Raw genomic sequence first — 14,645 nt, 5'->3', positions numbered from 1 at the left:
GATATACATGATAGATATAGATGTGGAGATAAAAGGAAGGAGTGGAATGCAACATGAAAATAGCAGGCTCTACAGAAGTAATAAATCATAATCAAGAAGCAGCTTCGGTACTGCAGGGTGCAATACATCATGCAACGACCCAATGCCCATTCTGCAGTGTGCAGTGCAAAGCGGAGGTCACGGTAGAATCCCGTGAGCTTGTCTCTAAATCGACACCCCGGTTATTTCAGTATGTGACAGAATCCAAAGGGATGCAGAACAAAGCTTCCGAAGGAAGAATGTGTGTCAAGGGCATGAATGCACATCAGCATACGACAAGTGCAAGACGCATTACGTCCCCGTTAATTAAGAAAGACGGTAAACTGATGGAAGCTTCCTGGGACGAAGCGATTCAGTATATTGCGGGAAAGATACAGTCTGTACCTAGCAATGCAGTCGGCGTATACGGCGGTGGATCACTGACTAATGAGACAGCATATATGCTCGGGAAATTTGCGCGGATTGGCATAGGCACTAAATATATAGATTATAATGGCCGATTCTGTATGTCGGCTGCTGCATCCGCTGGAGCTAAGGTGTTTGGAATGGATCGGGGTCTAACCTTTCCTTTAGCTGATATTGAGCATGCAAAATGTATCATACTTGCGGGCACCAATATTGCAGAATGCCAGCCTACACTTATGCCGTATTTTACTAGGGCTCAAGAAAAAGGTGCTTCTATTATTGTGATTGATCCGCGCAGAACATCGACAGCAGCTATGGCTGATCTTCATCTTGCTGTACGTCCGGGAATGGATATGCTGCTTGCTGACGGAATGCTGAAACGGCTGAGGGAGCAGGGGCTCTTGGATCAGGCTTTTATTACAAATAGAACAAATGGCTATGAACAATTGACAGCATATCTGGATAAGCTCGATTGGAATTATATTACAGATAACACCGGGGTATCCGAAGAAAATTTGAAGCTTGCAGCTGACATGTTTGGTAAGGCCAAGACAGGTATGGTGTTAACGGCGAGAGGGGTGGAGCAGCAGACAGACGGACACCTCGCGGTCAGACATTTTATTAATTTGCTGCTTGCGACAGGGAAGATCGGCCGTCAAGGCTGCGGGTACGGAGCAATCACAGGTCAAGGGAACGGACAGGGAGGCAGGGAGCATGGTCAAAAGGCTGATCAGCTCCCTGGATACCGCTCCATTGAGGATGAGCAGGACCGTAATTACATCGCTTCTGTGTGGGGCGTTGAACCTGATGAAATTCCTAGAAAAGGAGTATCTGCTTACGAAATGATGGAGCTCGTTCATACAGGGGCAATTGAAGCGCTGTTTGTGATGGGCTCGAATCCCATTGTTTCGAATCCTAACGCTACACTCGTCGAAGAAGCTCTGGAGAAGGTTCCTTTCTTGGCGGTGGCGGATATGTTCCTATCCGAAACGGCACGCTTAGCGGATGTTGTTCTACCCGTAAGCTCATATATAGAGAACACGGGTACGCTCACGAATCTGGAAGGGCGGGTACTCCTGCGTGAAGCGGTGACGCCGCCGCCCGGGGATTGCAGGCATGATTGGGAGATTCTTCGGGAGCTTGCAGCAGCTCTTGATAAAGGTAAATACTTTGACTATACCTCTGCAGAAGACATATTCAACGAGCTTCGAATCGCCAGTAAGGGTGGTATTGCCGATTATTATGGCATCACTTATGATCGGCTGCGGAAGGAAGAAGGAGTGTACTGGCCTTGTCCTGCGGAAGACGAAGAGGGAGTCGGCAGAATTTTTGAAGAGCGGTTTGCACATGCTGATGGCAGAGCTGTATTTACAGCAGAAGAAAGTGAAATGGTGAAGGAAAGATTGTCCAAAGAATATCCACTTATGCTGACGAATGGCCGGGTGCTGTCTCATTATCTGACAGGAGTACAGACAAGGCTGAGTCCAGGACTTGCTTCGCGTCAGGTCGAAAACTTCGTCGAGATTCATCCCGATACGGCACGTCACTATATGATTAAGGAACAGAGCTGGGTAAGAATCACCTCTCGATACGGAGAGTTCCAGGTTCGGTGCCGTTTCAATGAGCAGATCCGAAAGGATACCTTATTTGTACCAATGCACTGGGGAGGGGTCCAAAATGTGAATCGAGCCACACGCGGCGAGCTGGACCCTTTTTGTAAAATGCCGGGATTTAAAACGACAGCGGTACGAATCGAAATGAGCTATTAACACGAATGTGAATCATCTTGATCCAGTATGGCTCTATAACGAAGCTCATTTATAAAAATATCAAAGGCTCCTTCCAGCATTCCGCTGAGAGGAGCCTTTGATTCTAGAGAACAGATTTAATGGAGTAAAGCTCTATTTAATGGTTAATCACTTTTTCAGCTAAATGTATGTCGCTTTTTTTTACGAAGATTTCATACTGTGCGGAGAATCCGCCCAAACTGACTCCAGAGGAGCCGGTATTTGTTATTTGTGTCTTATAATCAACCTGATGGCTGTTTAGCTTATAAATGTTTTTCTGGAAGTGTTCTTGATTGTGTGACATGTAGATACTAATTGTGTATCGAGAAAAGATCCTTCGCCAGAGAACAAAGAGTAACTTATCTAGATTTCCAATCATCTCACCACTCCTTAATACCTTCACATAGATGCCTATATCAAGAATACAGAAATGTGTATCTGCAGAATTCAGCTGCTGCATCCGCCGCCGCAGGAAGAACCTCCGCACGATGAGCCTCCATCCGATGTATCACTTGGTGAAAAGTCAGAAGTATTTGAGTCGGATCGTTCATGTTCATTCGAGTGGAAGCCGGAACATCCGCCGCCACCGCTGGTATCTTGCGCTTTACGAAGCTCTTCCTCAGAAGGTGGAGCCTCCTCGAATAAGTAAGAAGTAGACGTAGATATGAGCAGGATAGAGAGGATAGGGTCCATCGCTGCATTGCTTCGTAACACATTCGGTGAAGTCTTCTGTTGGTTTTTTGCAGACAACGTATCTTGTCTTAACAAATCATCCAATTGCAGGTGAGCTTCTCTGATCTGATGGCTAAGTGTAAGCAGCAGCTCCTCCTGAAGCTGCTTCACATCCAGATCATTGGTTACCCTTAGTCTGGAGGTTATCACTGCATCGTTCGGATCATGCTCTATTCTCCTGAGGATCCCTTCCTCTATAGGATGCTTGAAGAAAGCTCTGGATAATTGCTCGTTCTCTGGAAAGATTATAAAGAGACGACTGTATAGGAGATCGTACCAAGATCTCTCACTGACACGCTCGGCTTCGCTTGGCTGTACACTATGCGGCTGATGATGGATGAAATCACCGGTGAATTTCCGGCAGAAGTCCTCATAGTCTCGTGTAAACATCAGCATTTCATGCCATATGACATCTGTATCGTTGCTGTACATAGGCACATTTTTGAGTACAGAGCAGAGAATAAAGTATCGCTTAAGCTCAAGCAGCATCCAGTTATATTTCTCGGCTGTATAACGATGCTTGGACATGACTCGGTCTCTCACCTGATTCATATATGTATCGTTTAATGCATCCTCAAGACGGGCAGCCAACCTGTTCAGTGAATGGACAGATGACATGATCCCTAAATGCTCGGGAAGGTTATGTGAGTAGATAAATTCAGGCGTTTCAATCCTCTTCTTCGGATTAGGCTTGTGCTCATTTGTACCAAATAGGGAAGTAATCTTTTTAAATAATCCCATGGCGTTGTACCTCCTATCCATAAACTTAAAGCTTACCTCCATCTTACCATGAAATAATATGGCAGAATATAGATGTTCATTATGAGCTTGCAACATGTGAGAAACTGTGTTATCTTAAACCTGTAACCGGTTACACATAGTCGAGGTGACAGAGATGGCAACAATTAAGGATGTAGCGCGTCAAGCAGGTGTATCGGTGGCCACGGTGTCCCGGGTGCTCAATAGCGCAGGTTATGTACATGAAGATACACGTAAGAAAGTAGAGGATGCCATCCTGGCATTGGATTATTCACCGAATGAAGTTGCGAGATCTTTATATAAACGCAAGTCGAAGCTGATCGGACTGCTCATTCCTGACATCACGAATCCATATTTTCCTCAGATCGCAAGAGGTGTGGAAGATGAAATGCGAGAGAATGATTACCGTATCATTATCGGAAACAGTGATGAGAATGAACAGAAAGAGCTGGAATATTTGCAAACGTTTACTCAAAATAATGTGGTCGGCGTAATCACGCTCACAAATAATCCGGATACGCATACGTACACATCTATTAACTTGCCTGTCGTATTCCTAGATCGAACATCACATGATAAGCCTTCGGTTTATGCAGATGGATGGCAGGGCGGCAAACTTGCCGCGGGAGCAATTATCGCCGGGGGCAGTAGAGAAGTTACGGTGATGCAGGGTCCTGCTCATGTCAAACCGGCTCAGGATCGATATCAGGGAGCTGTACATGCTCTCGAGGAAGCGGGAATGGAATATCATGTAATCCAGACTTCAAGTTTTTCTTTTCATAACGTAGATAAACTGGCTACGAATCTGTTTGATACTTATCCTTATACGGACGGCATTATTGCAAGTAATGATCTGGCAGCGATTGCGGTCATTCATGAAGCCGTAAGACGAGGCAGAAGAGTTCCAGAGGATGTGCAGATCGTCGGATTTGATGATATTCCGATCAGCGGATTGTTATCACCGGCATTGTCAACCATTAGACAGCCTGCATATGAGATGGGAAGAGCCGCTGCCCGGCTGCTGATACAACTAATTGATAACAAACATAATATGGAGACCTACATTCAGTTTCCAGTTGAATATATTGAACGGAATACAACCCGAAAGGTGGCGCAAAATAAATGAGTGAAAAAGCGAAAGTAACGGTCATTGGCAGCTCCTCCATGGACCTTGTCGTGACGTCTAATAAACGCCCTGGTGCAGGAGAAACGGTGCTTGGAGAATCCTTCAAGACGGTTCCGGGAGGCAAAGGTGCTAACCAGGCAGTCGCTGCTGCCAGACTCGGTGCTGAGGTTACCATGATCGGACGTGTGGGTGATGACCATTACGGCGAAATTATCCTGAACAATTTCAAGCAAAATGGAGTTAATGTCGACTATGTGGAACCGGTTACAGATATGGAGAGCGGTACGGCCCATATTATCCTTGCTGAAGGCGATAACAGCATTGTCGTTGTAAAAGCAGCCAATGATGAGGTGACACCGGCCTACGTTGATCAGATCATGGAAGTGATTAAGAACTCGGATATTGTGCTGATTCAACAGGAGATTCCGGAAGAAACGGTGGAACATGTTGCAGCACTGTGCAGTGAACTAGGCGTGCCGCTCATGTTAAATCCGGCGCCTGCGCGCCCAGTGAGCGATGAAGTAATTGAGAAAGCTGCCTATATTACACCGAATGAGCATGAAGCCAAGATCATCTTTGACGGAGCAAGCGTAGAGAATTCGCTCCGCAAGTATCCGAACAAGCTGTTTATTACGGAAGGGAAGAACGGAGTTCGCTTCTACGATGGAGCGGAAGAAATTCTGGTTCCCAGTTATGCTGTGGAAGCTGTCGATACCACCGGTGCAGGTGATACCTTCAATGCTGCTTTTGCCGTTGCTCTAGCAGAAGGCAAGTCCCTGCAGGATAGCATCAAGTTCGCTAACCGTGCGGCATCGCTGTCTGTCATGAAGTTCGGCGCACAAGGGGGAATGCCGACACGTGAAGAAGTGGAGGCGAATCTGTAATGAAGAAGCAAGGGATAATAAACAGTCATATCTCAAAGGTGCTTGCAGATCTGGGGCACACGGATCAAATTGTGATTGCGGATATCGGACTTCCGGTGCCTGAAGGTGTTCATAAGATTGACCTTTCTATAAAGCTAGGTACCCCCAGCTTTATAGAAGTGGTTGAGGCGATTGCTGAAGATATGGAGATTGAGAAGATCATTCTGGCGGAAGAGATTAAATCGGAGAATGTAGAAGCGCTCCATTTTATTGAAGAGAAGTTTATAAATCAGTCGGTGGAATATCATTCGCATGAGCAATTCAAGAAGCTGACGCAGGACGCTAAGGTTATTATTCGCACAGGTGAAGCAAAGCCTTATGCCAATTGCATCTTACAGTCCGGTGTGTACTTCTGACAGATTGTCATCGAGGAGGGAAATCAAATATGCATATTCAAATGAAAGGAATTCATAAGGCATTTGGAACGAATCAAGTGCTGACAGGTGTGGATTTTGATCTGGTTGAAGGTGAAGTTCATGCACTCATGGGCGAAAATGGAGCCGGCAAATCAACACTGATGAATATTCTAATCGGACTGCATCCGCGGAACGAGGGAACGATTCTGATTGACGGGAAAGAGACCTATTTTTCTAATCCCAGAGAAGCAGAGCAGTTCGGTATCGCTTTTATCCATCAGGAGCTGAACATTTGGCCGGATATGACAGTGTTGGAGAATTTGTTTATCGGCAAGGAACTGACCAGCAAAGCAGGGTTTTTAAATACGAAACAAATGAAAGCGTTGGCAAAATCACAGTTTGAGAAGCTGGCCGTCAGCATTCCGCTGGATCAGGAAGCCGGAGAATGCTCGGTAGGGCAGCAGCAAATGATTGAGATTGCCAAAGCGCTCATGACGAATGCCAAAGTAATCGTAATGGATGAGCCGACAGCCGCTCTGACAGAACGTGAGATCGAGAAGCTGTTTGCGGTCATTAATTCGCTGCGCATGCAGGGTGTATCCATCGTATATATCTCGCACCGGATGGAGGAGATCTTTACGATCTGCGATCGGATTACGGTAATGCGTGACGGGAAGACGGTGGATACCAAGCCGATTCCAGAAACAAGCTTTGAAGAAGTCGTTCGGAAGATGGTTGGCCGAGAATTAACAGAACGTTATCCTGCTAGAAATCCGAAGCCGGGTGAGGTCGTGCTGGAAGTCAAGAATATCGGGCGCAAGGATGCTTTTGACAATGTAAGCTTCAGCGTCAGATCTGGTGAAATTGTGGGCTTCTCCGGACTTATGGGTGCAGGAAGAACTGAAATCATGCGTGCCCTGTTCGGACTTGATTCCCTTCATAGTGGAGAGATGTGGGTACGGGGTAAGAAGGTCAATATCCGCAAGCCCGATGATGCAGTGAAGCACGGTATTGGCTTTATAACGGAAGATCGTAAGGATGAAGGTCTGGTGCTTGATTTTTCAATCCGTGAAAATATGGCACTCCCTAATCTGTTCAGCTTCAGCGGCAAAGCAGGTCTAATCTCCAGTAAGAAAGAGAAGGACTTTGTGGACACACTGATCAAACGGCTTCTGATCAAGACGGAATCGTCAGAAACGGCAGCGAGAAATCTATCAGGTGGGAATCAGCAGAAGGTTGTTATTGCTAAATGGGTAGGTATAGGACCAAGTGTGCTGATCCTTGATGAACCGACACGAGGCGTTGACGTAGGTGCCAAGCGGGAAATCTACCAGCTGATGAATGAGCTGACAGACCGCGGTGTTGCCATTATCATGGTATCTTCAGAACTGCCGGAGGTGCTCGGTATGAGTGATCGGATTATCGTTGTCCATGAGGGACAGATCAGTGGAGAGCTCAGCCGCGATGAAGCCACACAAGAGAAAATTATGACGCTAGCAACAGGAGGGCAATAACATGACCAGTGTAAAGGAAACAAGTAATAAAAAAGGACTTCAGTTGTCGCAGCTTGCAGGGAAGCTTGGACCACTGCTCGGACTCATCTTGCTCATCGTCATTGTAACGATTATGAACCCGGGATTTTTGGAACCGCTTAACATATTGAATTTGCTAAGACAGGTATCGATTAACGCACTTCTTGCATTTGGTATGACCTTTGTCATTCTGACTGGCGGTATTGATCTGTCGGTCGGTTCGATTCTGGCACTGTCCAGTGCCATTGTCGCTAACCTAATGCTGTCCGGTCTGGATCCGATTCTTGCCATCATTGTCGGGGTACTGCTGGGCGGAATTATGGGGATGATGAACGGACTCATGATTACCAAAGGTAAGATGGCACCTTTCATTGCAACACTTGCCAGTATGACGATCTTCCGGGGATTAACCCTGGTCTACACGAACGGGAATCCGATTACGGGTCTTGGAGACAGTATGGCATTCCAGCTGTTCGGACGTGGATATTTCCTCGGCATTCCGGTGCCGGCCATTACGATGATGATTACATTTGCTATTCTGTGGGTCATTTTGCATAAAACTTCGTTTGGACGCAAAACGTATGCCATCGGAGGTAATGAGAAGGCGGCGAGAGTATCAGGTATCAAGGTCGATCGTGTCAAAATTATGATTTATTCTCTTGCAGGTATGATGGCAGCACTAGCGGGTGCTATTCTGACTTCCCGTCTTAACTCTGCACAGCCGACAGCCGGTGAATCTTATGAGCTTGATGCGATCGCTGCTGTCGTATTAGGGGGTACAAGCTTGACAGGAGGCCGCGGCCTTATTGTAGGGACCTTAATCGGGGCACTGATTATCGGAGTTCTTAACAACGGTTTGAACCTGCTCGGCGTATCATCATTCTATCAAATGGTCGTTAAGGGTGTCGTGATCGTTATTGCGGTACTGATTGACCGTAAGAAATCTGCATAAGAGGAGTAGAGACATGATGAAAAAATTAACCTTACTGTTTACCGCAGTGCTCATGATCATTATGACGGGCTGTTCTATGCAGCCGCCAGAGTGGGCTAAACCGAACAACAACGGTAACACAGATGAAATAAAAATCGGACTATCCATATCCACACTGAATAATCCATTCTTCGTTGCCCTAAAAGACGGCGTTGTTGCTGAAGCAGAGAAGCAAGGTATCGAGGTTGTAATTGTGGATGCACAGGATGATTCCGCGAAGCAATCCAATGACGTAGATGATCTGATTCAGCAAGGCGTTAATGCACTGCTCATTAACCCGACGGATTCGGCGGCAATTTCAAACGTAGTACAAACAGCTAATTCGCTCGGTATTCCTGTTATTACGCTGGACCGTTCTGCAGACCAAGGTGAAGTAGAAGCATTGGTGGCGTCAGATAACGTGAAGGGCGGAGAAATGGCAGCTCAGTACATCATAGAACAGCTTGGCGAAGGAGCAAAAGTCATTGAGCTGGAAGGGGTGGCAGGTGCGTCCGCGACACGGGAACGTGGTCAGGGCTTCCACAATATTGCCGATGAGAAGCTTGATGTCGTGGCTAAGCAGCCAGCCGATTTTGATCGGACCAAAGGCTTAAATGTTATGGAGAACCTGCTTCAAGGTAATCCGGATGCGAAGGCCGTATTTGCCCACAATGATGAGATGGCGCTAGGAGCACTTGAGGCCATTCAAAGCTCTGGCAGAGATGTAATTGTTGTTGGTTTTGATGGTAATGAGGACGCGATTAAGTCCATTAATGCTGGGGGGCTGACCGCTTCAGTAGCACAGCAGCCGGCACTAATCGGTGAACTCGCTGTCCAAGCCGCAGCGGATGTGCTTCAAGGCAATGAAGTAGAAGAAATGATTGCAGCACCACTGAAGTTGACGACGAAAGAATAGTAGATTTGCTTAAAATTAAAACACCTTCAAGAACATTCACGACTTTCTGAGGTCGGAGATGAACTTGGAGGTGTTTTATTTTGGTTGGAACGTTGAAACAAGCATAAATGTGTTATTATGAAAAAAATAATACTGTAAGGATCTACCAAATATAATATCCGGAATTTATTATAGTGAGGTGCTAATTGTGAGTGTTTCAATGATGACTCTAATGATCATGGGAATCATAATCTTTTATGCGCTTGCTATCATACTTATTGTTAATTTCATTGGCAGGAGATTTTTTAAGGACAAAACGAATATGATTTTTGTATATGCTGGCATCATATTGGTATGTCAAATGTTTGTTGTAATTAAAGATTTAATATCAAATCAGGCCATTGATCCCATCAGCATTGTCTTATTCTGTATTGGATTGGGTTGGATTGTCCAAGGAATCAGAAAAAAGCGAGCAAATAATCATAATCAATAGAATTATATGACTTCCCCATTACTCTGAACAATCTCAGTATACGATCGGAAGGGATGATTCCCCTCCAGGCTGCTCAGAAAACGATCAAATTCATATTGCAATGCTTGTAAATTGCGCCCGACTTCATCAATTACGTTATAGTAGGCGGCAGTATTATGTTCATCGAGAATGGCAATGATCATCTGGAACCTCCTTAGCCCTCAGCTTAATTTTATAATCTTCATGCCCTCTATCAAATCTTGAGACATGTCAATACGAGCTAGCAATTGTTCTCTCAATTCTTGCTCAGAGAGGAAAGCGATATACTTGCTATGCTTGCTCAGCAGTTCTTCTTCGTTTTCTGTAATTCCCATTTCTATAATTTCAACGGATTCATTGCCGTTGTTTAAATAACGGTGTCGCACACCTCTCTCATGATATCCAATGGATGCAATTGCATAGATAACCTTTAAATCGATCAAGGAGCAATTATCTAATATTTGTTCGAGCACTGACTGCTGGCTGTCCCATAGATTTTGCTTCTCGAGATCTGAAATTTCGTCAGATGTTACATCATTTCTAGAGAGCCTATATACATCAACGATTTGTTTAACGACTGCAGCATTTTTCTGTGCTGTCCTATAATCCATTATTTATCATCTCCTAGGAGGAATCATTCAATGTTATATGATCTAAAAAGTGACTCTGAAATGTCTTCAATCGTAGCTATGTTGTATTCGGCTGTGGAACAAAATTGCGAGCGCCTTCGGCAGATTACACAGGGTATGACGCAAGTTGAGCTGGATTATAGAGGGCCTGACGATCGCCATAATAGCGCTGCCCAGCTGATTAAACATCTTATATATGTCGATTTGAACTGGGTGTATAGAATTAATGGACAACCCTTGCCTTCAACTTATAGGGATAAATATGGCCCCATGATTGATCAAGATGGCAGACTTCCCAGGATTACTGGAGTTTCAATAGACACATTTATGTCAGATTATACAGAAGTATTAGTAATGTTAAGAGATACATGCAGAAAGCTGACAGATGAAGATCTGGAACAAGTCGTCAGGTTCGGACATGAGAATGAGAAGGAAGCAACGATTCGCTGGGGGATATGGCACATGGCAGACCATAACCGTTATCATCAGGCTCATATTAACCAGCTTCGAAAATGGTATCGAAACAAGGTCCAAGTGAATCACTTGTAATACAGCAGTCTATTAGCAGCGGCGTTTCGGAAGTCCGTTGGGGTGAGATGTGTGATCTGTTTGAAGGACTTCATAAAATGCTGGCTGTCATGGTATCCGAGCTGCATGGCAATCTCCTGGACGGTTTGATTAGTGTCTGTCAAGAGAAAAGCAGCCGCTTCCATCTTCTGCTGTACAATATACTGTTTAAGGGTGACGCCTGAAACCGATGCGAACAAGTGCGACAGATACTTCGAATTATATCCGAAATAATCAGCAATTTCCGATACCTTGACTGCTTCAAACCGATTCCAGTTGATATAATCCACAATATCATTATAGAGCTGAAGCTGCTTCAGCTTCTTGCCGGATACATTGTCAGCAGCATAGGACTGATGATACAGCTCGCACAGAATGGTAGTCGCCATGTAATTACCGAGTGTCGAATCCTGATAACTGCGCAGGGAGTCCTGCAGCTGTTTCATCATGATGACAATCTTGTCCATGCCTCGAAGGCGGCCTTTATGCGGAATGAAGATATGGTGCTGAACAGGCTGATAATCACGGATAGGAATCATACAGGATGGTTCTTCAGATGTAAAATGAAGCCAATAAAAGCTGCAATCGGACTCCTTATAACCGAATTGCTTCGTTCTAGGAGGCATCAGCAGAAAATCTCCTTCTTCAAGTACATGCTCTTCTCGATCATCTGCGATATACAGTCTGCCCTTGGTCTGTACGAACAGCTCGTAATCCATCAGAATTCTGTTCATATGTACCCAGTCCGGAGCAGGTGATGCGAACTTTCCTGTCATTTGTAATAGCAGGGGCTTCTCTATATTAAATGTGTATCCATCCATCGATGTATATCCTCCGTATGTATCTGTCTTTTTCACACCTTCAGCTTGCTGTATCTTATTATAATGGATAGGGATGAAAAGGCACCACTGGTTGCTCTCATCTATGATTTTTAAATTCTATGTTCGTATATCTCAATAATCAATCATCTGACTTTTTTACACGAATTCGAACGTTTCTCCACTTCACTCCTAGATATGAAATCGTTATTCTGAAATAGCAAGCCTAAACTGTATAGAAGAGTTTCGGAAGGTGGAAGAAAGATGTCTGCAAAGGAAGAAGCAGTAAAAAGTAATGTACTGCAGGATTTTGCTATCAACCAGGTACACTTGACTGGAGAGTTTCATATTAACGCATTTGAGAAAGAGCTCCACTATTTACATAGCTATGACCTGGATCGTCTGCTCGCTGGATTTCGGGAGAACCGAGGCCTTCCTCCTAAGGCAGAGAAATATCCTGGATGGGAGGATACCGAGATTCGGGGACATACGCTCGGGCATTTCATGACTGCATGTGCTCAAGCTTATGAGCAGACGAGAGATCCGGATCTGCTTAACAAATTGGACTATATCATAACCGAGCTTACCGAATGTCAGTTTGAAAGCGGTTATTTGTCGGCATTTCCCGAGAGCTTGATCGATAATGTGGAGAAGAGACAACCCGCCTGGGTTCCCTGGTACACCATACATAAACTGATCGCCGGACTCATCGCTGTTTACCAGAGAGCGAATGTGGCTGATGCCAAGAGCCTGGTCTGTAAATTAGGAGACTGGGTTGCCTTACGCACATCCCGCTGGTCTCAAGAGCTGCAAACAATCGTGCTGTCTGTAGAATACGGTGGTATGAATGACTGCATGTATGATCTATATAAGATATCATCCGATCCGAAGCACTTGGAAGCAGCTCACAAATTCGATGAGATTCCCTTGTTCAAAGCAATTGCTCAGGGTGCAGATATATTAAAAGGCAAGCATGCGAACACAACGATTCCTAAATTTCTGGGAGCGCTTAACCGTTATCTAACACTTGGTGACAGTGAGAAATTTTATTTGGAGGCAGCCAAGAAATTCTGGGATATTGTTGTTTATCATCACACGTATATGACAGGAGGCAACAGTGAATCCGAGCATTTTGGAGATCCGGATGTTCTGGATGCAAGGCGGTCCGATATCACCTGCGAGACTTGTAACAGCTATAACATGCTGAAGCTGACTCGTGAGCTGTTCAAACTAACCCGGGACAAGAAGTATGCCGATTATTATGAAACGAGCTACATGAATGCAATTCTATCCTCGCAAAATCCCGAAACGGGAATGACCATGTATTTCCAGCCAATGGCTACTGGTTATTTCAAAATATATAGCTCTCCATTTGAGCACTTCTGGTGCTGTACAGGTACGGGAATGGAGAGCTTTACGAAGCTGAATGACAGCATATATTTTTACAATGACAACGAGCTGTACGTGAATCAATTTATTAGCTCCAGGCTGGATTTTGCACAGGAGGATATAACAATTACGCAAACCGCCTGTATACCGGATCGTGATGATGTCCAGTTTACGATGGAAACGGCAGATGGCCGAGACAAGGCGATGAAGCTCTATATTAGAGTGCCTTATTGGGTTAAGGGTGAAATAACAGTTCTATTAAATGGCAAGCGGTTTGAACCTGAGATCAAAAATGAATATCTGGAGGTAGACCGCACCTGGCACAACGGTGATGTGTTGCATATCGTTCTGCCGATGAAGGTGCTTGCCTGCAGGCTCCCTGACAATCCCGCGGCGGTTGGCTTCCAGTATGGTCCAATTGTACTCAGCGCAGCTCTAGGGAATGAAGATATGTCACTGTCCAGCACAGGCATCATGGTACAAGTGCCAACAAAGCGAATGCTAGTGAAGGACTTTATCATTCCAAACGGAATGAGTCCTAAAGAATGGATTCTGTCCATAGAAGAGCATATGGTCAAAGAAGAGGATCGAATGGAATTTCGATTAAGGAATACCGATGAGGATGACCGGTTGATTTTTACACCGCACTATAAGCAGCATACAGAAAGATACGGTATCTACTGGAACATAGTTGAATCCAACTCGAAGGAGTTGGAGCGTCATTTGGAGCTTGGCAGGCTTGAGGCCCTCACGAAGCAAGCAACGATTGACAGTATTCAGGTAGGCAATGATCAGTATGAGCTCCAGCATGGGATCAAAGGAGAGAATACATTCAGCGGAGCTTGGGATGGCCAGAATGGCAGGCTTGCCAATGAGGAAGGCTGGTTCAGCTATACGCTGGCTGTCGATCCAGATGATGAGAATGTGCTTCAGGTGACGTACTTCCTCATCAATCATAATCGTGCCATGAACATTTATGTGAATGATCAGCTTCTCGCGCGAGAGGAGACCGGGTATGAACGTAGAAGAGAATTTGTAACCAAGGAGTATCCGATTCCGCAAGCCTTAATCCATCAGAGCAGTCAAATTGTCGTTAAGTTCATGCCAGAAGCAGATTTGAATGGAATTTATGGTGTGCTGCGAACGATGCGGCCGCTTAACATTTAAGCATGAGTCACCTTGGTTTAAAAATAACACTAGATCATTC

13 protein-coding genes are annotated in these 14,645 nt (G+C 45.1%); 9 read left to right on the top strand and 4 right to left on the bottom strand.

The genetic code is table 11. The features are described from left to right. The first annotated feature begins 53 nt into the window (after positions 1-53). The gene (locus TCA2_RS04580; protein ID WP_052511738.1) at positions 54-2,213 is read left to right on the top strand and encodes a molybdopterin oxidoreductase family protein; all 2,160 of its coding nucleotides are present in this window, start codon (positions 54-56) and stop codon (positions 2,211-2,213) included. 465 nt (positions 2,214-2,678) lie between these two features. Here TCA2_RS04580 and TCA2_RS26040 read toward each other — a convergent pair whose 3' ends face one another. Beyond that, on the bottom strand, positions 2,679-3,704 hold the full coding sequence (locus tag TCA2_RS26040; protein ID WP_052511736.1) for a hypothetical protein: 1,026 nt from the start codon (positions 3,702-3,704) through the stop codon (positions 2,679-2,681). A gap of 154 nt (positions 3,705-3,858) precedes the next feature. Here TCA2_RS26040 and TCA2_RS04565 point away from each other — a divergent pair, with 154 nt between their 5' ends. Genes TCA2_RS04565 through rbsB form a run of 6 tightly spaced genes read left to right on the top strand, consistent with a single transcriptional unit; the run spans position 3,859 to position 9,545 of the window. After that, entirely contained in the window at positions 3,859-4,848 is a 990-nt protein-coding gene (locus TCA2_RS04565) for a LacI family DNA-binding transcriptional regulator (RefSeq protein ID WP_047910394.1), read from the top strand. Continuing rightward, positions 4,845-5,732 carry a ribokinase gene (rbsK, locus tag TCA2_RS04560; RefSeq protein WP_047910393.1) on the top strand — a complete coding sequence of 296 codons (888 nt, stop codon included), beginning with the start codon at positions 4,845-4,847 and terminating at the stop codon, positions 5,730-5,732. Before TCA2_RS04565 ends, rbsK begins: the two co-directional genes overlap by 4 nt. Then, positions 5,732-6,127 carry a D-ribose pyranase gene (rbsD, locus tag TCA2_RS04555; RefSeq protein WP_047910392.1) on the top strand — a complete coding sequence of 132 codons (396 nt, stop codon included), beginning with the start codon at positions 5,732-5,734 and terminating at the stop codon, positions 6,125-6,127. Before rbsK ends, rbsD begins: the two co-directional genes overlap by 1 nt. 29 nt (positions 6,128-6,156) lie before the next feature. Next, positions 6,157-7,641, top strand: a complete 1,485-nt coding sequence (locus tag TCA2_RS04550) for a sugar ABC transporter ATP-binding protein (RefSeq protein ID WP_047910391.1) — start codon at positions 6,157-6,159, stop codon at positions 7,639-7,641. Position 7,642: 1 nt separating this feature from the next. Further along, on the top strand, positions 7,643-8,611 hold the full coding sequence (gene rbsC, locus TCA2_RS04545) for a ribose ABC transporter permease (protein ID WP_047910390.1): 969 nt from the start codon (positions 7,643-7,645) through the stop codon (positions 8,609-8,611). A 16-nt stretch (positions 8,612-8,627) separates the two neighbouring features. Then, complete coding sequence (gene rbsB, locus TCA2_RS04540; RefSeq protein WP_047910713.1) at positions 8,628-9,545, top strand: ribose ABC transporter substrate-binding protein RbsB; 918 nt, start codon at positions 8,628-8,630, stop codon at positions 9,543-9,545. A gap of 474 nt (positions 9,546-10,019) precedes the next feature. On the opposite strand, the gene TCA2_RS04530 is transcribed toward rbsB, so the two are convergent. Continuing rightward, positions 10,020-10,199: a hypothetical protein gene (locus TCA2_RS04530; protein WP_047910388.1), complete on the bottom strand. Its 180-nt coding sequence runs from the start codon at positions 10,197-10,199 to the stop codon at positions 10,020-10,022. Between the two features lie 18 nt (positions 10,200-10,217). Continuing rightward, positions 10,218-10,646 carry a hypothetical protein gene (locus TCA2_RS04525; protein WP_047910387.1) on the bottom strand — a complete coding sequence of 143 codons (429 nt, stop codon included), beginning with the start codon at positions 10,644-10,646 and terminating at the stop codon, positions 10,218-10,220. A 30-nt stretch (positions 10,647-10,676) separates the two neighbouring features. Here TCA2_RS04525 and TCA2_RS04520 point away from each other — a divergent pair, with 30 nt between their 5' ends. Then, positions 10,677-11,213: a DinB family protein gene (locus TCA2_RS04520; protein ID WP_047910386.1), complete on the top strand. Its 537-nt coding sequence runs from the start codon at positions 10,677-10,679 to the stop codon at positions 11,211-11,213. Here the strand turns inward: TCA2_RS04520 and TCA2_RS04515 are convergent. Continuing rightward, positions 11,204-12,052: an AraC family transcriptional regulator gene (locus TCA2_RS04515; RefSeq protein ID WP_047910385.1), complete on the bottom strand. Its 849-nt coding sequence runs from the start codon at positions 12,050-12,052 to the stop codon at positions 11,204-11,206. The genes TCA2_RS04520 and TCA2_RS04515 overlap by 10 nt on opposite strands. A 261-nt stretch (positions 12,053-12,313) precedes the next feature. Here TCA2_RS04515 and TCA2_RS04510 point away from each other — a divergent pair, with 261 nt between their 5' ends. After that, positions 12,314-14,605, top strand: a complete 2,292-nt coding sequence (locus TCA2_RS04510; RefSeq protein WP_047910384.1) for a beta-L-arabinofuranosidase domain-containing protein — start codon at positions 12,314-12,316, stop codon at positions 14,603-14,605. Positions 14,606-14,645: the final 40 nt, after the last annotated feature.

This window comes from Paenibacillus sp. TCA20 (assembly GCF_000732325.1).
In the GTDB taxonomy this organism is placed as follows: Bacteria; Bacillota; Bacilli; order Paenibacillales; family Paenibacillaceae; genus Paenibacillus; species Paenibacillus urinalis.
This window is presented reverse-complemented; position numbering and strand designations above follow the sequence as displayed.